19 protein-coding genes are annotated in these 17,705 nt (G+C 63.2%); 9 read left to right on the top strand and 10 right to left on the bottom strand.

From position 1 onward, the window contains the following. Positions 1-108 precede the first annotated feature (108 nt). Complete coding sequence (locus tag DY201_RS10505; protein WP_115731152.1) at positions 109-1,044, top strand: ribose-phosphate pyrophosphokinase; 936 nt, start codon at positions 109-111, stop codon at positions 1,042-1,044. Positions 1,045-1,129: 85 nt separating this feature from the next. Here DY201_RS10505 and chrA read toward each other — a convergent pair whose 3' ends face one another. From chrA to DY201_RS10490, 3 genes are all read right to left on the bottom strand, one after another. Then, positions 1,130-2,464: a chromate efflux transporter gene (gene chrA / locus DY201_RS10500; protein ID WP_115731151.1), complete on the bottom strand. Its 1,335-nt coding sequence runs from the start codon at positions 2,462-2,464 to the stop codon at positions 1,130-1,132. 1 nt (position 2,465) lies between these two features. Then, entirely contained in the window at positions 2,466-3,269 is an 804-nt protein-coding gene (locus DY201_RS10495; protein ID WP_115731150.1) for a chromate resistance protein ChrB domain-containing protein, read from the bottom strand. A gap of 121 nt (positions 3,270-3,390) precedes the next feature. Next, positions 3,391-4,155: a sulfite exporter TauE/SafE family protein gene (locus DY201_RS10490; RefSeq protein ID WP_115731149.1), complete on the bottom strand. Its 765-nt coding sequence runs from the start codon at positions 4,153-4,155 to the stop codon at positions 3,391-3,393. 268 nt (positions 4,156-4,423) lie between these two features. Between DY201_RS10490 and DY201_RS10485 the strand changes: the two genes are divergently transcribed. The 8 genes from DY201_RS10485 (at position 4,424) to DY201_RS10450 (ending at position 10,955) form a co-directional block, all read left to right on the top strand. Then, positions 4,424-5,035: a 50S ribosomal protein L25/general stress protein Ctc gene (locus tag DY201_RS10485; RefSeq protein WP_115731148.1), complete on the top strand. Its 612-nt coding sequence runs from the start codon at positions 4,424-4,426 to the stop codon at positions 5,033-5,035. A gap of 27 nt (positions 5,036-5,062) precedes the next feature. Continuing rightward, positions 5,063-5,800, top strand: coding sequence for an aminoacyl-tRNA hydrolase (gene pth, locus DY201_RS10480; protein ID WP_115731147.1), 738 nt, complete (start codon positions 5,063-5,065; stop codon positions 5,798-5,800). A 94-nt stretch (positions 5,801-5,894) separates the two neighbouring features. Continuing rightward, a complete protein-coding gene (locus DY201_RS10475) occupies positions 5,895-6,437 on the top strand; it encodes a dihydrofolate reductase family protein (RefSeq protein WP_115731146.1) in 543 nt (180 codons plus the stop codon). A 74-nt stretch (positions 6,438-6,511) separates the two neighbouring features. Then, positions 6,512-7,615 carry a redox-regulated ATPase YchF gene (gene ychF / locus DY201_RS10470; protein WP_115731145.1) on the top strand — a complete coding sequence of 368 codons (1,104 nt, stop codon included), beginning with the start codon at positions 6,512-6,514 and terminating at the stop codon, positions 7,613-7,615. A gap of 403 nt (positions 7,616-8,018) precedes the next feature. Then, positions 8,019-8,813 carry an APH(3')-II family aminoglycoside O-phosphotransferase gene (locus DY201_RS10465; protein WP_115731144.1) on the top strand — a complete coding sequence of 265 codons (795 nt, stop codon included), beginning with the start codon at positions 8,019-8,021 and terminating at the stop codon, positions 8,811-8,813. 165 nt (positions 8,814-8,978) lie between these two features. Further along, entirely contained in the window at positions 8,979-9,953 is a 975-nt protein-coding gene (gene corA, locus DY201_RS10460; RefSeq protein ID WP_115731143.1) for a magnesium/cobalt transporter CorA, read from the top strand. Positions 9,954-10,035: 82 nt separating this feature from the next. Continuing rightward, positions 10,036-10,500: a MaoC family dehydratase gene (locus tag DY201_RS10455; protein ID WP_115731142.1), complete on the top strand. Its 465-nt coding sequence runs from the start codon at positions 10,036-10,038 to the stop codon at positions 10,498-10,500. Further along, positions 10,497-10,955 carry a MaoC family dehydratase gene (locus tag DY201_RS10450; protein ID WP_115731141.1) on the top strand — a complete coding sequence of 153 codons (459 nt, stop codon included), beginning with the start codon at positions 10,497-10,499 and terminating at the stop codon, positions 10,953-10,955. Before DY201_RS10455 ends, DY201_RS10450 begins: the two co-directional genes overlap by 4 nt. Before the next feature lie 444 nt (positions 10,956-11,399). Here the strand turns inward: DY201_RS10450 and DY201_RS10445 are convergent, their stop codons facing one another. The 7 genes from DY201_RS10445 to DY201_RS10415 all read right to left on the bottom strand — a co-directional run bounded on the left by DY201_RS10445 (position 11,400) and on the right by DY201_RS10415 (position 17,678). Continuing rightward, positions 11,400-12,782 (bottom strand): FAD-binding oxidoreductase, encoded by a 1,383-nt coding sequence (locus DY201_RS10445; protein ID WP_115731140.1) that lies wholly within the window; start codon positions 12,780-12,782, stop codon positions 11,400-11,402. A gap of 382 nt (positions 12,783-13,164) precedes the next feature. Next, complete coding sequence (locus DY201_RS10440) at positions 13,165-13,710, bottom strand: adenine phosphoribosyltransferase (RefSeq protein ID WP_115733712.1); 546 nt, start codon at positions 13,708-13,710, stop codon at positions 13,165-13,167. Positions 13,711-13,889: 179 nt separating this feature from the next. After that, positions 13,890-14,753: a cytochrome c1 gene (locus DY201_RS10435; protein ID WP_115731139.1), complete on the bottom strand. Its 864-nt coding sequence runs from the start codon at positions 14,751-14,753 to the stop codon at positions 13,890-13,892. Between the two features lie 29 nt (positions 14,754-14,782). Further along, complete coding sequence (locus DY201_RS10430) at positions 14,783-16,084, bottom strand: cytochrome b (RefSeq protein WP_115731138.1); 1,302 nt, start codon at positions 16,082-16,084, stop codon at positions 14,783-14,785. Between the two features lie 19 nt (positions 16,085-16,103). Continuing rightward, a complete protein-coding gene (gene petA / locus DY201_RS10425) occupies positions 16,104-16,667 on the bottom strand; it encodes a ubiquinol-cytochrome c reductase iron-sulfur subunit (RefSeq protein WP_115731137.1) in 564 nt (187 codons plus the stop codon). 322 nt (positions 16,668-16,989) lie between these two features. Next, the gene (locus DY201_RS10420; RefSeq protein WP_115731136.1) at positions 16,990-17,301 is read right to left on the bottom strand and encodes a DUF6665 family protein; all 312 of its coding nucleotides are present in this window, start codon (positions 17,299-17,301) and stop codon (positions 16,990-16,992) included. A 2-nt stretch (positions 17,302-17,303) separates the two neighbouring features. Further along, a complete protein-coding gene (locus DY201_RS10415; RefSeq protein ID WP_245431954.1) occupies positions 17,304-17,678 on the bottom strand; it encodes a GNAT family N-acetyltransferase in 375 nt (124 codons plus the stop codon). Positions 17,679-17,705: the final 27 nt, after the last annotated feature.

Below are 17,705 nucleotides of genomic sequence, written 5' to 3'. Positions count from 1 at the left end.
GACATTCCGTTCCACAATGTCGCTTTTTTGGGATTCGTCGGCGAGTCCGCTTGCAATAGCGGCAAGGACCGCTAAAAGCCCGCTCATAATCTCTACCAGGATCGGTACATGAAACTCTTCGCGGGCAATTCCAATCGGGTGCTAGCAGAAGCGGTCGCGCGCTATCTCAACATCCCCCTGGGCAAGGCCAGCGTCAGGCGCTTCGCTGACCAGGAAATCTTCGTCGAGATCCAGGAGAACGTGCGCGGCGAGGACGTCTTCATCCTCCAGTCGACCGCCTATCCGACCAACGATCACCTGATGGAACTGCTCATCATGATCGATGCCTTCATGCGTTCGTCGGCACGGCGCATCACGGCGGTCATTCCTTACTTTGGATACGCCAGGCAGGATCGCCGCGCTTCGGGTCGTACGCCGATCTCGGCCAAGCTCGTCGCCAACATGATCGCCCGCGCCGGCGCCAACCGCGTGCTGACACTCGACCTGCATGCCGGCCAGATCCAGGGCTTCTTCGACATACCGACCGACAATCTGTTCTCGGTTCCTGTCATGGCCCGCGACGTCAAGGCCAAGTACAAGCAGTTGAACAACGTCATGGTGGTTTCGCCCGACGTCGGCGGCGTGGTTCGCGCCCGTGCGCTAGCCAAGCGCATCGACGCCCAGCTCGCCATCGTCGACAAGCGCCGCGAGCGTCCCGGTGAATCCGAGGTGATGAACGTCATCGGCGAAGTCCACGGCAAGGACTGCCTGCTCATCGACGACATCGTCGATTCCGGCGGCACGCTGTGCAACGCGGCCGACGCGCTGCTCGCCAAGGGCGCCACCTCAGTCACCGCCTACATCACCCATGGCGTGCTTTCGGGCGGAGCTGCCGCCCGCATCGCCGGCTCGCAGCTGCAGGAACTCGTCATCACCGACTCGATCCAGCCGACCCAGGCAGTGATGGATGCCCACAACATCCGCGTCGTCTCGATCGGCGACCTGATCGGCGAAGCGATCTCGCGCACGGCGACCGAAGAATCGGTATCGAGCCTGTTCGATTGAGCTTTCTGCCCCGGCAGAGCCTTTCAAAGCCCCGCCCGGCATCCGCTGCGGGGCTTTTTCATACGCGCGATAGAACCGGCACTCTTCAGGACAGCTGCCACGCCATGCCGGCAAGCGCCGAGGCGGCGAGGACTGCCATCATGTTGGCGTGGAAGCGGATCAGCGCCACGCCTGCGGCGACGGCGATGGTTGCCGCCAGCCAGTCAAAACTGCCGAAATCGAGTACCGGCAGCGCGAACGGCCCCCAATTGACCTCCCCGACATTGCCGAACAGCACATGCAGCGCAAACCACACTGCGAGGTTGGCGATGATGCCGACGACCGCGGCGGTGACGGCGGACAAGGCGCTGGCCAGCCAGCGCACATTGCGGACCGTCTCGACATAAGGCGCACCGACGAAGATCCACAAGAAGCACGGCACGAAGGTGAACCACAGCGTCACCACAGCCCCGGCGATGCCGCCGGCCAGTGGAGCCAGCGCCGAAAGGCGGGCACCGCCGAGGAAACCAACGAAGGCCAGCACCAGGATCAGCGGCCCAGGTGTCGTCTCGGCAAGGCCGAGGCCGGTCAGCATCTCGTCCGGCTTCAGCCAACCATGCACCTCGACCGCCTGCTGCGCGACATAGGCGAGCACCGCATAGGCACCGCCGAAGGTTACCGCCGCCATCTTGGAGAAGAACGTCGCTTCCGCCGTGAAGACATGCGCCGGACCGAGAAGTTGCCACAAGACAATCAGCGGCCCGAACCAGATCGCCAGCCAGACAGCGAGCGTGGAGAAGAAACGCCGGGCGGTTGGCTGCGTCCACTCGGGCATGGCATAGGCGATCTCGGGCTCCGCATTGGCGGAGGCCCTGCTTTCCGTGGTCCCGGCCAGATGAACCATCGCGCCAATGATCGCCGCAGCCGCGATGATCAGCGGGAACGGCAGCTTGAGAAAGGCGATGGCGACGAAGGCGGCGATGGCAAGAATGACCATACTAACGTTCTTCAGCGCCCGCTTGGACACCTTGATCAGCGCCTCGAGCACGACGGCAAGGACCGCCGCCTTGAGTCCGAACAGCAGCCCCTGCACCAGTGTGACATGCCCGACGGTCATGTAGATCGCCGACAATGCGATGATGACCAAAGCACCGGGGAGAACGAACAGCAGCCCGGCCATCAGCCCGCCCCTGATGCCGTGCATCAGCCAGCCGGCGTAAGTCGCAAGCTGCATCGCCTCCGGCCCGGGCAACAACATGCAGTAGTTGAGCGCATGCAGGAAACGCGGCTCGTCGAGCCAGCGCTTCTCATCGACCAGGATCTTGTGCATCAGCGCGATCTGGCCTGCTGGTCCGCCGAACGACAGCAGGCCGATCCTGGCGAAGGTCCGCGTCGCCTCTCCGAACGAAGGAGGGCTGGCCCCGAAAGGCGTCGTGTCCATGTCAGATCGCCTTTGCCGGCCAGTTGTGGGTCTCCGACGTAGCGTAACGGCACCAGCCATACAACGCGTCGTAGATCGTCATGCCCTTTTCCAGTTGCGCGAGGTCGTCTTCCTCGATCGCCGACAGGCCGAGCGACATGGCAAGCAATCCCGCCGCTTGCTGCTCCAGGTCGAGCCGAGCTGTGTCAGCGCCGCGTACGATGCGGGCAAGATGCAGAAGCGCCGGATCGGTCAGCCCAAATTCCGACATCAGCGTGTCGAAGGTGCACTCCTCGCCACGATGCGAATAATGCACGTCCTTGATGTCGTATGGGATGGCGCCGATCTCGTCGGAGACGTCCTTGGCCCATTCGGCCGAGACGAAATGGAAGGTCGCCAGCGGGTCGATGAAACGCCTGATCAACCAGGGACAGGCGATGCGGTCGACTTTGGGCCGCGACCGCGTCACCCAAACGCTTGATGCCGGCAATCCGGGATCAAGTCCGGGCGCATAGCGGGCAACGAGCGGCCCACCGGTCGCAATCCACGCGTCGATGCCGCCTTCGAGCATCGAAACTGAGGCGCCGGCAGCGGTCAGACGAGCTGCGGCGATCTCGCTGACATTGTGGCCATGGGAGCAATAGACGACCAGTTCGCGTCCCGTCGGCAATTGTGGCAGCCATTCGTCTGTCTTCATGTGATGGCGCCAGAGGCTGCCGGCGATACGTATCGGCGACGCCGCAAAGGCTTCGGCCCTGCGCGCGTCGATGATCAGCGGGCAACGATCGGTACCGACCAGTGGCAGTAGATTTTGGGATGTAATCATCCTGGGCATGGTTTTCCTCCGCACAAGGTGAGCGAAGGCGGAACTTGGGCCACCGGGCCTCACGGGGAGTCCACCATGCCCCCGATATGTGAAGTCTATTTGAAAGCGCCGACCGGTTCAATCATCGGAGCACGCCGTCAAGTGCCGGCAGGCCGATGATCGCCGCCGTCGCGATCAGACCGTAGCAGATGCGCCGGAAGGTCGCCTCGTTGGCGCGGCTGAACAGGCGCGAGCCGATATAGAGGCCGATCGCGAAGGTCGGCCCGATCGTCAGCGACAGCCCTACGGTCTCCCAGGTCAGCAGGCCGGCCACCAGGTAGCTGGTGATCGACAGCACGCTCGAAATGGCGAAATAGAGCACGATGTTGGCCCGCACCGTCAGTGGAGGGATCGCCCCGCCGAGCCAATAGGCGACGACAGGCGGACCGCCGACCTGGGCGGCGCCCGAAAACAACCCGGAGGTCACGCCAACGGCCGCCGTCAGCGAGGCGTGCGGGCGACCGTGATAACGCCAGCCAGACATCAGAAGCGCCAGCAGTCCGGCAACGATCGCGACGATCGCCCAGCGGATCATGACGCCGTCGACATGAGTCAGCAGGTAGGTGCCGCTGGGCACGCCGATCGTCGCCCCCAGCGCCATCACGCCGACATTGGCGCGGTCGGCACTGCGCCAGGCCTTGGGGATCAGCCCCGGTGTCAGCACCAGGTCGACGATCAGCAGCAGCGGCACGGCAAGCTTGGCGCCGATCAGCGCGCTTGCCACCGGCACGAAGATCAGCGCCCCGCCAAAACCCGAGAAACCGCGCGCGCAGCCGGCGACGAAAGCGGCAACGACCAGCACCACGATGGTGGCGGTCGAAAGCTGGAGGGGGAGAATTTCGTACATGTCTGACTTGCCGGCTTCATCAGTTGAGCCCGGCCTGATACAGGCTCGGCAGCATCAGTGCGAGCAGCCACAGCTGTATCAACGGCGAGCCAGCCGAAAAACGGCGCGGCGGTTGCACTTTTTGCCACCTTCCGATATAGACCCGCCACCCGCGTAGACACCCTTGGAGGCAACGCGGCGGAAGGCCGCCTCACCCGGCGGCTTTCGACGTTTACGGATCAGGCTTCATGCCCACCGTAGGCGCTCCATACAACCGAAAGGAAATGCCATGAGCGAAACATACGAGCTCAAGGCCGAAGCACGCGAACTGGTCGGTAAGGGGTCCGCCCGTGAAGTTCGTCGCAACGGTAAAGTGCCTGCAGTCATTTACGGCGACAAGCAGCCTCCCCTGGCGATCGCCCTGTCCTACAAGGACATCTTCTACAAGATCCATGGCGGCGGCTTCCTGACCACGGTCGCCACGATCGACGTCGGCGGCAAGAAGATCCAGGTTCTGCCCAAGGACTACCAGCTCGACCCGGTCCGCGACTTCCCGATGCACGTCGACTTCCTGCGCGTTGGCGCAAACACCGAAGTCAACGTCCAGGTTCCGGTTCACTTCATCAATGAAGAGAAGTCGCCCGGCATCAAGCGCGGCGGCACGCTGAACATCGTCCGTCACGAAGTCGAGTTCCACTGCCCGGCCAACGCGATCCCCGAGTTCATCACCGTCGACCTCGACGGCACCGACATCGGCGATTCGATCCACATCTCGGCCGTCAAGCTGCCGAAGGGCGTGAAGCCCGTCATCTCTGACCGCGATTTCACCATCGCAACGATCGCCGGCACCTCGGCATCGAAGTCGGAAGAAGGCGCAACCGAGGCTGCCCCAGAGGCATAATCGGCGCATACCCGGAGGCCCCGAAACATGCTGCTCTTTGCAGGTCTCGGCAATCCGGGTACGCAATATCAGAACAACCGGCACAATGTCGGCTTCATGGCGGCGGACGCAATTGCCCGCCGCCATTCGTTTTCGCCCTGGACGAAGAAGTTCAAGGGTTTGATCGCTGAAGGCAACATCGGCGGCGAGAAGGTCATCCTTCTCAAGCCGCAGACCTTCATGAACCTGTCCGGCCAGTCGGTCGGCGAGGCCATGCGCTTCTACAAGCTCGTCCCGGCCGATCTCACTGTCTTTTATGACGAGCTCGACCTCGTCGCCGGCAAGGTACGGGTCAAGGTCGGCGGCGGCGCCGGCGGCCACAACGGCATCCGCTCCATCGACCAGCACATCGCCAGAGACTATCGCCGTGTCCGCATCGGCATCGGCCATCCCGGCGTCAAGGAAATGGTCCACGGTCACGTGCTGGGTGATTTCGCCAAGGCTGACAAGGAGTGGCTCGACGTTCTACTCGACCTGATGTCCGACAGCGCCGATTTGCTGACCAAGGGCGACGACAACGGTTTCATGAACAAGGTCACCGTCGGCCTGCGCGACAAGCTCCAGCCGACCGGCGCGAACGACGCCCCGCCGCCTAAGGCCCCCAAGCCGCAGGCGCCGAAGGCCCAGAGCCACATCCGCCAGGCCCGCCCGAACCAGCCTGTGGTCAAGCTTCCCGAGACCGGCCCGATGGCCGCGATGCTGAAGAAGCTGCTCGGCAAGGACTGAGGGGCCACCGGATTCGCCCGGCCATTGAAAGTCTCCTGACACAAGGCGACCAGCCGCAATGATAGAACCCGTCCCTGACAACAGGGAGCGGATCATGGCGACAACAGGCATTGACGACGTCATCTACATGTTCGCGATGTCGCTTGACGGCTTCATTGCCCGCGAGGACGGCACGTTCGACTGGCTCGACAACTTTCCACCTGATGACGATTACGACTTTTCCGGCTTCATGGCGTCACTGAGCGGCATCGTCATGGGCCGCGCCACTTATGATGTCGTCCGCCGTGAACCCGAATGGGCCTACGCCAAATACCCTTGCCTCGTTGCCACCTCGCGCCCGCTCGACAATCTGCCCGAGAACGCAGAGGCCATGGCCTGCACGCCAGCGGAAATGCTTGCCAATCTTCGCGCGCGGAGCGCCAAAGGCCGCATCTGGCTGCTTGGCGGCGGCGACCTGACCCGCCAGTTCATGGATGCCGGCCTGCTCGACACGATCGAGATCGGCACCATCCCCATAATCCTCGGCTCGGGCCTGCAGGCTTTCGGCGGCAAACAGGCCGATCGCTGGCTCGATCTCGCCTTTGCCAAGCCCTTGGCCAACGGTGCAGTGCATGCGCAGTACCGCGTGCGACGCTGAAAGACTTGACGATCTTAGGCCCTATCGCCCATAGCCCTCAGCAAATTCCGATTTCCCGATAGGACCAGAAGACCATGGGTTTCAAATGCGGCATCGTCGGCCTGCCCAACGTTGGCAAATCGACGCTTTTCAACGCGCTTACGCGCACAGCCGCCGCACAGGCGGCGAACTATCCGTTCTGCACCATCGAGCCGAACACCGGCGAGGTCGCGGTTCCCGATCCGCGCCTCAAGCAACTGGCCAACATCGCCAAGTCGAAAGAGATCATTCCGACCCGCATCTCCTTCGTCGACATTGCCGGCCTGGTGCGCGGCGCCTCGAAGGGTGAAGGCTTGGGCAACCAGTTCCTCGCCAACATCCGTGAAGTCGACGCCATCGTGCACGTCCTGCGCTGCTTCGAAGACGACGACATCACCCATGTCGAAGGGCGCATCGATCCCGTCGCCGACGCCGAGACTGTCGAGACCGAGTTGATGCTCGCCGATCTCGAAAGCCTCGAGCGCCGCATCGTGCAGTTCCGCAAGCGCGCGGCCAGCAAGGACAAGGAAGCGACGACGATCCTGCCGATGATGGAGCAGGCCTTGGCGCTGCTGCAGGACGGCAAGCCGGCACGCCTGCTGCTCAAGGGCATTGCTGCCGAGGATCTCGAGATCCTGCAGGGCCTCAACCTTCTGACCTCGCATCCGGTGCTCTATGTCTGCAACGTCGCCGAAAGCGACGCTGCCACCGGCAATGAGCACACTCGGGCCGTCCAGAAGATGGCCGAGGCACAGGGCGCCGGCGTTGTTGTCATCTCCGCTGCGATCGAAGCCGAAGTGGCACAGCTGCCCGACGAAGAGGCGCAGGAATTCCTCGCCGATCTCGGCCTCGACGAGCCGGGCCTCGATAAGCTCATCCGCGCCGGCTATGAGCTCCTGCACCTGATCACCTACTTCACCGTGGGCCCGAAGGAGACGCGGGCCTGGACCGTGCACAAGGGCGCCAAGGCACCCCAGGCTGCCGGTGTCATCCACACCGACTTCGAACGCGGCTTCATCCGCGCCCAGACCATCGCCTTCAACGACTTCGTCACCCTTGGCGGCGAAGTCCCGGCCAAGGAAGCCGGCAAGGCACGCGACGAAGGCAAGGAATATGTCGTCCAGGACGGCGACGTGATGCTGTTCAAGTTCAACACCTGATCGCTTGGCACCATCATGCCCGCGTACGAAAGCCCCGCTCCGCGGGGCTTTTCTTTTGGGAATGAGCCAGTCGGTCGCCCGGCCTTGGCGAGTCCGGCTTTTTGTCCATGCAGCGTTAACCTTTTGCTAACCAAGCCTGGCTACGGTTGCCTGGAGTTTTGCAGATCGTCTCCAGCTTTGACCACGGATGTACTGGCACTGGATGTTGAGACGCTAGAGAAAGGTCGGGGTCACCCCGGCCTTTTTTGTTCATGCAGCTAAATCCAGCACACGAAACGTCGACCGACTTACGCACGATCAACCGGATTGTTCTCGACGGCCCAACTTCGAATACCTATCTGGCCCCCACGAGGGACGACAGTGATGCTACCCCGCGCCAAAAGCGACCGCTTTGAGGGACTGGATGAAACAGCACGCACATTCCGAGATGGATATTCCCGCGTCGCTGCGTGAAGCCCTGGCGGGCTACAGCTGGGACCGGCAGACAATCGGTCATTCGGATGCCGGGGTGTTCAAGCTGACGGCCAACGGCAAGCCTGTGCTGTTCCTCAAGACCGAGCTGTCAGGCAAATTCGCCGAGTTGCCTGACGAGGTGGCCCGACTGCGCTGGCTGGGCAACCAGGGCATTCCCTGCCCTGAGGTCTTCGTCTTCGAAACGCATGCCGGTCACCACTGGCTGTTGATGACTGCAGTTGCCGGACGGGATCTCGTTTCGCAAGAAATGGCGCCCGACAAGGCCATCGCCATCATGGCCGACGCGCTGCGACGGTTGCATGCACTCGACGTCGCCACCTGCCCGTTCGATCACCGCCTCGGGCAACGCATCGCCGTCGCCAAGGCCCGCGCCGAGGCCGGCGAGGTCGATGAATACGATTTCGACGATGAACGGCTCGGCCAGACCGCACAGCAGGTGTTCGGCGAGCTTCTGGCGCGACGGCCGGCATCCGAGACCCTCGTCGTGACACATGGCGACGCCTCGATGCCGAATTTCGTGGCCGATGGCGGCCGCTTCACCGGCTTTGTCGATTGCAGCCGGCTTGGTGTTGCCGACCTGCACCAGGACCTCGCGCTTGCCTGCTGGAGCATCCACTTCAATCTCGGCGAAGAGTGGATCGAACCTTTCCTCGCGCTCTACGGCCTGCCCGAGGCGGACGCGGCCAAGCTGTCCTACTACCAGTTGCTCGACGAGTTCTTCTGAGCGGCTGCCGGCCCGGCATCACCTTATCGATTTGCAACTTGACGTCGCAGGCGCGCAGGTCTATCGCGCCTAGGCGCTTGCCCGGCCATTCGTGATCCTGCGGCGCAATCCTATAACCCCGCCCAAGATCGGGCACGATATCAGCTCCAATATGGGAGACCGACGATGATCAAGGCATTCGTCGTGGAAAACGATCGTCTGCGCCTTGCAGGCTCCATCACGGCCGAAAAGGACAGCATTGTCTGGGCCGACCTGTTCAATCCGACCAAGCAGGAAGAAGCCGACGTCGAGCAGTGGCTCGGCGTTGGCGTTCCGACGCGCGAGGAAATGGAGGAGATCGAGATCTCGTCCCGCCTCTATGTCGAGGACGGCGCCTACTTCATGACCGCCACGCTGCCGTCGCAATCTGACAGTGACGACCCTGTGATGTCGCCGGTGACGTTCGTGTTGCGACGCAACTTGCTGGTCACTATCCGCTATCACGAACCGAAGGCGTTCCTCGCGTTCCCGCTGCGCGCCGAAAAGGCGGCGATCGGCTGCACCTCGGGCGAAACGATCCTTGTCGGGCTGCTGGAGGCGCTTGTCGACCGCCTTGCAGACGTGCTGGAGCGCGTGTCCCGCGATATCGAACTGTTGTCGAAAGACATCTTCAACCCGACCGGAACCAAGGCCTCCAGCCGCGACCGGGGCTTTCAGCAGATCCTCAAGGATCTCGGCCGCAAGGAGTCGCTGACGTCGAACATCCGCGACAGCCTGACCTCGCTGCAGCGCCTGTCGGGCTTCCTCGCCAATGCACTGGCCCAGGGCAAGAACGGCAAGGATGCCAAGGCACGGGTGAAGACGCTGTCGCGCGACGTGCTGTCGCTCACCGACCACGCCTCGTTCCTGTCGCAGAAGATCACGTTCCTGCTCGACGCCACGCTCGGCATGATCAACATCGAGCAGAACGGCATCATCAAGATCGTCTCGGTGGCGGCAGTGGTGTTCCTGCCGCCGACGCTGGTCGCCTCGATCTACGGCATGAATTTCGACCTGATGCCGGAGCTGAAATGGATGTTCGGCTATCCCATGGCGATCGGGCTGATGGTGGTATCGGCCATCCTGCCGTTCTGGTGGTTCCGCCGCCGCGGCTGGCTCTGAGCCAACGATTGCCCTGTGGCCGGCCTTGCGTGACCCGCGGGGTCGGTCCAAGGTTATCGTACAAGCTTGAACAGGATTGCCGATGAGCAGCAGCAAGACATGGGCATATGAGGAACTCGCCGAGGGCGTCGTCATCGACCTCGGTTCCAAGGTCGTAGTCGCCGAGGAGATCATCGAATTCGCCTCGGAATTCGATGCCCAGCCCTTCCACCTCGATGAGGAGGCCGGCAAGGCGAGCATTCTCGGTGGGCTGTCGGCATCTGGCTGGCACACCTGCTCGATGTTCATGCGCATGCTGTGCGATGCCCTGCTGCTCGACTCGACCTCGCAAGGCGCGCCAGGCATCGACTACGCCAAGTGGAAAAAGCCGGTGCTGGCCGGCGACGTGCTGGGTGGCAAGCTGACCATCCTGTCCAGCCGCCTGTCGCGCTCCAAGCCTGGGCTCGGCTTCGTCAGCTGGCGCGCCGAACTGGTCAACCAGAAGGGTGAGCCCGTCTTCGAACTGGTCAACACCTGTATGTTCCTGACCCGCGAGGCAGCTCAATGACCCTCGACGAGTATCTCGGCATCGGTGTCACCACAACGCTCGGCAGCCATCATTTCAGCGCCGAGGCGATCAAGGATTTCGCCAGCAAGTACGACCCGCAGCCCTTCCACACCGATGAGGAAGCTGCCAAGGCAAGCGTCTTCGGCGGCCTGTGCGCCTCGGGCTGGCACACCACGGCGGCGTGGATGAAGCTCAACCTGGCGCATCGCGGCCGGACCTGGGACGGTCCCGGACCGAAGCCCGAATTCGGTCCATCGCCCGGTTTCAAGAACCTGAAATGGCTGAAGCCGGTTTTCGCCGGCGAGACGGTGACCTTCACCCGGCGCGGCATAGACCACCGCCCGCTCGCCACGCGCCCTGGTTGGCGGATGATGACACTGCACTCCGAAGGTTTCGACTCGACCGGCGACAAGGTCATCGAGTTCGACAGCGCCGTGCTGGTGAAGGTGGATTAGCGCTGGACATTCCCCTCACCCCGTCTTCTGGGAGAGGGTGGTCCCGAAGGGCCGGATGAGGGGCAGAGCCAAGATCTCTCAGTTATGATCTGCCCCTAATCTCCCCTGGCTCGGAGGGTGCCGCACGAAGCCAATCTTCCACCTCTCGATCCTTCGCACCCCCCTCTGGCCTGCCGGCCATCTCCTCCACAAGGAGGGAGATCAGGCCTTCATAGACGCCTCGCCTAGTCACCGACGTAGCTGCTTGCCCCTTGCGGCCTCTCAGAAAAGGCGCCGACGGCGACGCGACTGATCTCCCTCCTTGTGGAGGAGATGGCCGGCAGGCCAGAGGGGTGCGACCGATCACGACGCTGGCGACTAGTATCGGGCGCGCGCAGCAAAAAGAAACGGCCACCAGTGGAGAAGTTTCCCACGGATGGCAGAATGTTCGTCGCAGGCGCCGGCTTACGGCCGGATGTTGTGGTTGACGCGGAAGAGGTTTGCCGGGTCGTAGCGGCGCTTGACGGCAACCAGGCGCTGGTAGTTGCCGCCATAGGCGGCGCGCACGCGCGCCTCGCCCTCGTCGTCCATCATGAAGTTGATGTAGGCACCGCCATGCCCATTGTGCTTGTGCACCGCGGCCCAGTAGGCACTTGCCCAGTGCTTCAGCGCCGGCGCCTTCGCCGGGTCGGGGTCGATGCCCGCGATGACCATCGACCAGCGGGCGCGACGTGCGCCCCAGGCGGTAGCATCGTGGGCCACGTCGTGGACCGCGCCGTCGATGGGGTAGAGATGCATCAGCGACAGTTCGCTCGGGCTCTTGGAGCCGTGCTCGACATGGGCCGCGATGGCGCTATCGGACAGTTCGTCGACATAGTCGCCCTTCCAGTACCAATGCAGCCCCTTGGGCAGCAGCGGGTCGAACAGCCCCTGCAGGTCGGCAAAACCTATCTTCATCATGCCGTCCATCAGTGGCTTGGGAAGCGCGTCACGCATCGGCTCCATGGCCCGGATGCCGTCCTCCTCGGGGCCGTTGTAGCAACTGATCAGCGCACAGATGCGCCGCCCCCAGATCTCGCGTGGGAACGGATCGCAGGAAGGCACCGTCTTCATGCCGAAGAACATGCCGAGTTCACGTGGCGCCTCTGGCAGGAAGTCGCGGTACCAGCGCATGATCTCGGCCGCATGGGCGATGTCGTAGAAGATCGGCCCGGCATAGACGTCTTTCGCCGGATGCGCCTGGAAGGTGAAGCGGGTGACGACGCCGAAATTGCCACCGCCGCCGCGCAGCGCCCAGAACAGCTCGGGATGCTCATCAGCACTTGCGGTGACGACGCTGCCATCGGCCAGAACGATATCGGTGGCGAGCAGATTGTCGATGGTGAGGCCGTGCTTGCGGGTCAGATAGCCAGTGCCGCCGCCAAGCGTCAGCCCTGCGATACCCGTGCTCGACACGATGCCAGCCGGCACCGCCAGCCCGTGCACGCTGGTCGCCCGGTCGACGTCGCCCTGGGTGCAGCCTGCCTCGACGCGAACGGTGCGCGTAACCGGGTCGATGTCGATGCGCTTCATCGGCGACATGTCGATGACCATGCCACCGTCGCAGCTGCCCAGGCCAGGACCGTTGTGGCCACCGCCGCGAATGGCGACAAGCAGCTGGCGGTCGCGGGCATGATTGACCGCCGCAACCACGTCGCCGACGTCGGCGCAGGGCACGATCCAGCGCGGCCGCTTGTCGATCATGGCGTTGTAAAGGCTGCGCGCCGCCTCATAGCCGGGATGGTCCTGGCCGATGAGGCGCGCGCGGAGCCGCTCGGGAAACTCGTGCGAAGCAGTTGACTTCAGCATTGTCGAACACTCGTGTTGGGAACAAGACGCACCCGCGCCTCTGCCGCGATCTTGGGTTCGGGCAATGGAGGGCCGCGCTTGGCCGGTTGAACCTGCCGCACTCGCGGCATGTCCAGTCCTACGCCGCGTCGATTTCAGCTGTTTTTCTGAACCGCCACGAGAGTGTTTCGATTGTTTCAGCGGCAAGCGGCCTGCGAGACCGCAAATGGCGCAAGGAACCGAGCGAGCGTCTTAGGCTTTCGAGCCTGGCTGGACATCCGGTCGAGCGGAGGCAAGCGACATCAGGGTCGCGTTCCTGCAACCATGCAAATGCGCAACGAACCGATCAGAAAAGCGCAGAAGCGTGGAGAAGTTCTCCACGCTGCAATGGGCAGTACGCCCCTCAATGTCCGTCGAAGGCGATCAGGGTGCGAACGTCGACGTCAAGTGCTTCAAGTTTCTTGCGGCCGCCGAGTTCGGGGAGGTCGACGATGAAGCAGGCGGCGACGATGTCGGCGCCGATCTGGCGCAGCAACTTGACGGCGGCCTCTGCCGTGCCGCCGGTGGCGATGAGGTCGTCGACGAGGATGACCTTCTCGCCCGTCTTGACCGCGTCCTTGTGCATCTCCATCTCGTCGAGACCGTATTCGAGGCTGTAGGCGATGCGCACGGTCTCGTGCGGCAGCTTGCCCTTCTTGCGGATCGGCACGAAGCCGGCAGACATCTGGTGGGCGATGGCGCCGCCGAGGATGAAGCCGCGTGCTTCGATGCCGGCGACCTGGTCGATCTTGGCACCGGCATAGGGATGGACGAGCTCGTCGATGGTGCGGCGGAAGGCGCGGGCATTGCCGAGCAGCGTGGTGATGTCGCGGAACATCACGCCGGGGCGCGGATAGTCTGGGATCGTCCTGATGGCGCCAAGCAGCGTCTGTTCGAGCGAGGTGTTCATCGGCGGGGGCTCCGTTGCCGGCGGCGCCGCGGGGGCCTCCCCGCAATCAACGCCCTGGCGCTGTGGTTCGCGCACCATCCCGGTTCGGCACCGGGGATGCAGCGGAAGTTGTGACGGTTTGGACGGCAAAAGAAAAGGGCGCCTTGCGAGCGCCCTTCACTATCGTTCTGCGGTGCGGCTTAGTGGGCGACGTTGGCCCAGACCTTGCGCTTGGTGGCGTAGACGAGGCCAGCAAACAGCACCAGGAAGATCATGACGGCAAAGCCGGTCTGCTTGCGTGCCTCAAGGTGCGGCTCGGCAGCCCACATCAGGAACGCCGATACGTCGCGCGAATATTGCTCGACCGTCTCTGGCGAACCGTCCTCGTAGGTCACCTGGCCGTCCGAAAGCGGCTTGGCCATGGCCAGCGACTTGCCGGCGATGAAGAACGGATTGTAGTGCGTACCCTCGGCGATTTCCATGCCGGCCGGCGGCTGTTCGTCATAGCCGGTGAGCAGCGCGTGGATGTAGTCGGGGCCGTTCGACGCGTACATCGTGAAGATGTCGAAGACGAAGGTCGGGAAGCCGCGTTCGACGCCGCGCGCCTTGGCGATCAGCGAGAAGTCGGGCGGAGCAGCGCCACCATTGGCGGCAGCGGCGGCAGCCGTGTTCGGGAAGGGCGACGGGAAGTGATCGCCCGGCAGCGCCTTGCGGGTGAACATCTCGCCTTCGCCGTTCGGACCGTCCTGCACTTCATATTCGGCGGCGAAAGCCTTGACCTGCGCTTCGGAGTAGCCGAGGTCCTCGAGCGTGCGGAACGCCACCAGGTTCATCGAGTGGCAGGCCGAGCACACTTCCTTGTAGATCTTGAGGCCGCGCTGGAGCTGGCCTTTGTCGAAGGTGCCGAACGGTCCGGCGAAGGTCCAGTCCATTTCCTTCGGCTTGTGGATCGGGAAGTGTGTCGGCTCGGCAGCGTGGTTCGCTTCCTCGGCGGCGACCGCCGCGCCGGCGGTGCCGGCGAGAAGGAAGCCGATGGCCGCCAGACCGTTGAGAATCTTTTTCATTCCAAAATCCCTTTCAGATTCTCGTTGGTTCAGCCGCGGGTTTCGGGCGCAGCGGTTGCACCGGCCGGATGAGCCGAGCCGCTCTTGTTCTTCTCGAGCACGGCTTCGGTGATCGAGTTGGGCAAGCGGCGCGGAGTCTCGATCAGGCCAAGAACCGGCATGATGACCAGGAAGAATGCGAAGTAGTAGAGCGTGGCCAGCTGCGACATGATCACATAGGCACCTTCAGCGGGGCGCGAACCGAGCCAGCCGAGGAAGATCGCGTTGATGACGAAGAGCCAGAAGAACAGCTTGTACCACGGACGGTACACGGCCGAACGGACCTTCGAGGTGTCGAGCCACGGCACGACGAACAGCACGGCGATCGAACCGAACATGGCGAGCACGCCACCGAGCTTGGAGTCGATCGGCCCGATGTTGAAGGTGACGGCGCGCAGGATCGCGTAGAACGGCAGGTAGTACCATTCCGGAACGATGTGCGCAGGCGTCTTCAGCGAGTCGGCCTGGATGTAGTTGTCGGGGTGGCCGAGGAAGTTCGGGATGTAGAAGATGAAGTAGGCGAACACGGCCAGGAACACGACCATGGCGAAACCATCCTTGATGGTCGCATAGGGCGTGAAGGCAACGGTGTCGGTCTTCGACTTCACTTCGATGCCGGTCGGGTTCGTCTGGCCGGTGACGTGCAGGGCCCAGACGTGCAGCACGACGACGCCGGCGATCATGAACGGCAGCAGGTAGTGCAGCGCAAAGAAGCGGTTCAGCGTCGGATTGTCGACGGCGAAGCCGCCGAGCAGCAGCTGCTGGACCCACTCGCCGACAAGCGGAATGGCAGTGAAGAAGCCGGTAATGACGGTCGCGCCCCAGAAGGACATCTGACCCCAGGGCAGAACGTAGCCCATGAAGCCGGTCGCCATCATCAGCAGATAGATGATGCAGCCGAGGATCCACAGCAGTTCACGCGGCGCCTTGTAGGAGCCGTAGTAGAGACCGCGCATGATGTGGATGTAGACGGCGATGAAGAAGAACGACGCACCGTTGGAGTGCATGTAGCGCAAGAGCCAGCCGGAGTTGACGTCGCGCATGATCTTTTCGACCGACTGGAAGGCGAGCGTCGTGTCGTTGGCATAGTGCATGGCCAGCACGACGCCGGTGATGATCTGCGCCACCAGCATGATCGAGAGAATGCCGCCAAAGGTGTAGGCGTAGTTCAGGTTGCGCGGAACCGGGTAGGAGACGAACGAGTCGTGCACCAGCCGCGGCAGCGGCATGCGTGCATCGATCCAGCGGCCGATGCCGGTTTTGGGCGAATAGGTCGAGTGTCCACCGCTCATGGAATTATGTCCCCCTGCCTCAGCCTATCCGGATCGTCGTGTCGGAAAGAAACTGGAAATTCGGTATGTGAAGGTTTTCCGGCGCCGGTCCTTTGCGGATGCGGCCCGCCGTGTCGTAGTGGGAGCCGTGGCACGGGCAGAACCAGCCACCGAAATCACCCTGCTGGCCGAGCGGCACGCAGCCCAGATGGGTGCAGACGCCAACCATGACCAGCCAGTTTTCCTTGCCTTCGCCGGCGGTGCGATCGATGTCGGTCGCCTGGGCGTCGCTGGAAATGTTGGCATTGCGCGCGACCGGATCCTTGAGGTCGGCCATCGGCACTTCCTGTGCCGCCTTGATCTCTTCGGGGGTGCGGTTGCGGATGAACACCGGCTTGCCGCGCCACTTGACCGTCAGCGACATGCCCGGCGTGAGCGACGAGACGTCAACCTCGACCGACGAAGCGGCGAGCGTCGAGGCGTCCGGGCGCATCTGGTCGATGAAGGGCCAAGCCACGGCGGCGGCGCCGACTGCACCGGCCATGCCGGTAGCGACATAGAGAAAATCGCGGCGATTTGGCTCGCTCGTATCGGTTGCGCTCACGGGACTGATCCTTTTGCCTCAATTCCAACCGGAGGCTGAGCAATTGTCCCCGCTCAACGATGCACGCCCGACAGCGCATGGCAACCAGGCTAGCGAATTCCTCCGGCATTTGGACTTCGGTTTATGCGTGAAGGCCCTTTTTGTCCAGACGGCACACGGCACATGGGCAGATTGTCGCGGGGACGATGCAAAGCAGTGGAAAACCCCTGCCAAAGCGCCGGTGGCGGCGGGTTTGCGGGTTGTTCAGCAGCCCCTGACATAAGCGCGCTTTGGCATCGACAAGGGCGCCCTGCCCTTGCACCGGAAAAGCGTCGCCAAAGGTTTAGCTCGCGCCGAGTCGCACCAACACCTCGCGCGGGATGGCATAGTCGCGAATGGCGTCGTCATGCTTGCGCAGGCCGCACAGCTCGCGCTGGATGAAATAGACATAGACCGCGTCCGCCGCAGCCTTGACGAGCGCACGGCGCTGCTCGGCGTCGCCCTGGTGCAGGTTGAGCTTGCCGAGCGCTTCGCCGACCCGCTCCCCGGCGCGGCCGAGTGCAGCCGCCTTTTCGGCGAGGAACTCGTATTCGAGCACATTGAGCGTCTGTTCGGAGCGGTTCGAGAGGATCGAGGGCGGACGAACGGAGGACATCGCTAGCTCCCCTGAGATGACTGAGCGAATATCAGGCGATGGCTGGCGAACTTCTCACCCTCCACCGGCTTGAACCCCAGGGCTTCGTAGAACGCATGCGCTGTGTCGGGGGCACGCAGGTTCAGCACAGCAAATTCCGGGCGGGCACGGGCGATGATGGCCTCGACCAGCAATCGGCCGACGCCATGGCGCCGAAACCGGGGGCCGACATAGACATGTCGAACGCGACCTGAACCGCCGCCAGCGAGATAGGGATCGATGTTGAGTCCGCCGGCACCGACCAGAGATGCGCCGACGAAGACGCCGAGCAGCGCCTCGCCGGGCTTCGAAAAAGTGTTGCTGCCGTCGCGCCAATGTTCCTGGAGACGCTGCAGCATGCTGAAGCCCTCCTCAAGGCTCGTCTC

The organism is Aminobacter aminovorans (genome assembly GCF_900445235.1).
Lineage (GTDB): Bacteria > Pseudomonadota > Alphaproteobacteria > Rhizobiales > Rhizobiaceae > Aminobacter > Aminobacter aminovorans.
Note: the sequence above shows the minus strand (reverse complement) of the source record. Positions and strands in the feature narration are given on the sequence as shown.

Coding starts and splice junctions, on each gene's coding strand:
- DY201_RS10420 (WP_115731136.1), bottom strand. CDS start 17,301: ATGTCCTCCGTTCGTCCGCCCTCGATCCTCTCGAACCGCTCCGAACAG.
- DY201_RS10455 (WP_115731142.1), top strand. CDS start 10,036: ATGAGCAGCAGCAAGACATGGGCATATGAGGAACTCGCCGAGGGCGTC.
- DY201_RS10505 (WP_115731152.1), top strand. CDS start 109: ATGAAACTCTTCGCGGGCAATTCCAATCGGGTGCTAGCAGAAGCGGTC.
- DY201_RS10490 (WP_115731149.1), bottom strand. CDS start 4,155: ATGTACGAAATTCTCCCCCTCCAGCTTTCGACCGCCACCATCGTGGTG.
- DY201_RS10495 (WP_115731150.1), bottom strand. CDS start 3,269: ATGATTACATCCCAAAATCTACTGCCACTGGTCGGTACCGATCGTTGC.
- DY201_RS10450 (WP_115731141.1), top strand. CDS start 10,497: ATGACCCTCGACGAGTATCTCGGCATCGGTGTCACCACAACGCTCGGC.
- DY201_RS10430 (WP_115731138.1), bottom strand. CDS start 16,084: ATGAGCGGTGGACACTCGACCTATTCGCCCAAAACCGGCATCGGCCGC.
- corA (WP_115731143.1), top strand. CDS start 8,979: ATGATCAAGGCATTCGTCGTGGAAAACGATCGTCTGCGCCTTGCAGGC.
- chrA (WP_115731151.1), bottom strand. CDS start 2,464: ATGGACACGACGCCTTTCGGGGCCAGCCCTCCTTCGTTCGGAGAGGCG.
- ychF (WP_115731145.1), top strand. CDS start 6,512: ATGGGTTTCAAATGCGGCATCGTCGGCCTGCCCAACGTTGGCAAATCG.
- DY201_RS10440 (WP_115733712.1), bottom strand. CDS start 13,710: ATGAACACCTCGCTCGAACAGACGCTGCTTGGCGCCATCAGGACGATC.
- DY201_RS10415 (WP_245431954.1), bottom strand. CDS start 17,678: ATGCTGCAGCGTCTCCAGGAACATTGGCGCGACGGCAGCAACACTTTT.
- DY201_RS10435 (WP_115731139.1), bottom strand. CDS start 14,753: ATGAAAAAGATTCTCAACGGTCTGGCGGCCATCGGCTTCCTTCTCGCC.
- DY201_RS10465 (WP_115731144.1), top strand. CDS start 8,019: ATGAAACAGCACGCACATTCCGAGATGGATATTCCCGCGTCGCTGCGT.
- DY201_RS10485 (WP_115731148.1), top strand. CDS start 4,424: ATGAGCGAAACATACGAGCTCAAGGCCGAAGCACGCGAACTGGTCGGT.
- pth (WP_115731147.1), top strand. CDS start 5,063: ATGCTGCTCTTTGCAGGTCTCGGCAATCCGGGTACGCAATATCAGAAC.
- DY201_RS10445 (WP_115731140.1), bottom strand. CDS start 12,782: ATGCTGAAGTCAACTGCTTCGCACGAGTTTCCCGAGCGGCTCCGCGCG.
- DY201_RS10475 (WP_115731146.1), top strand. CDS start 5,895: ATGGCGACAACAGGCATTGACGACGTCATCTACATGTTCGCGATGTCG.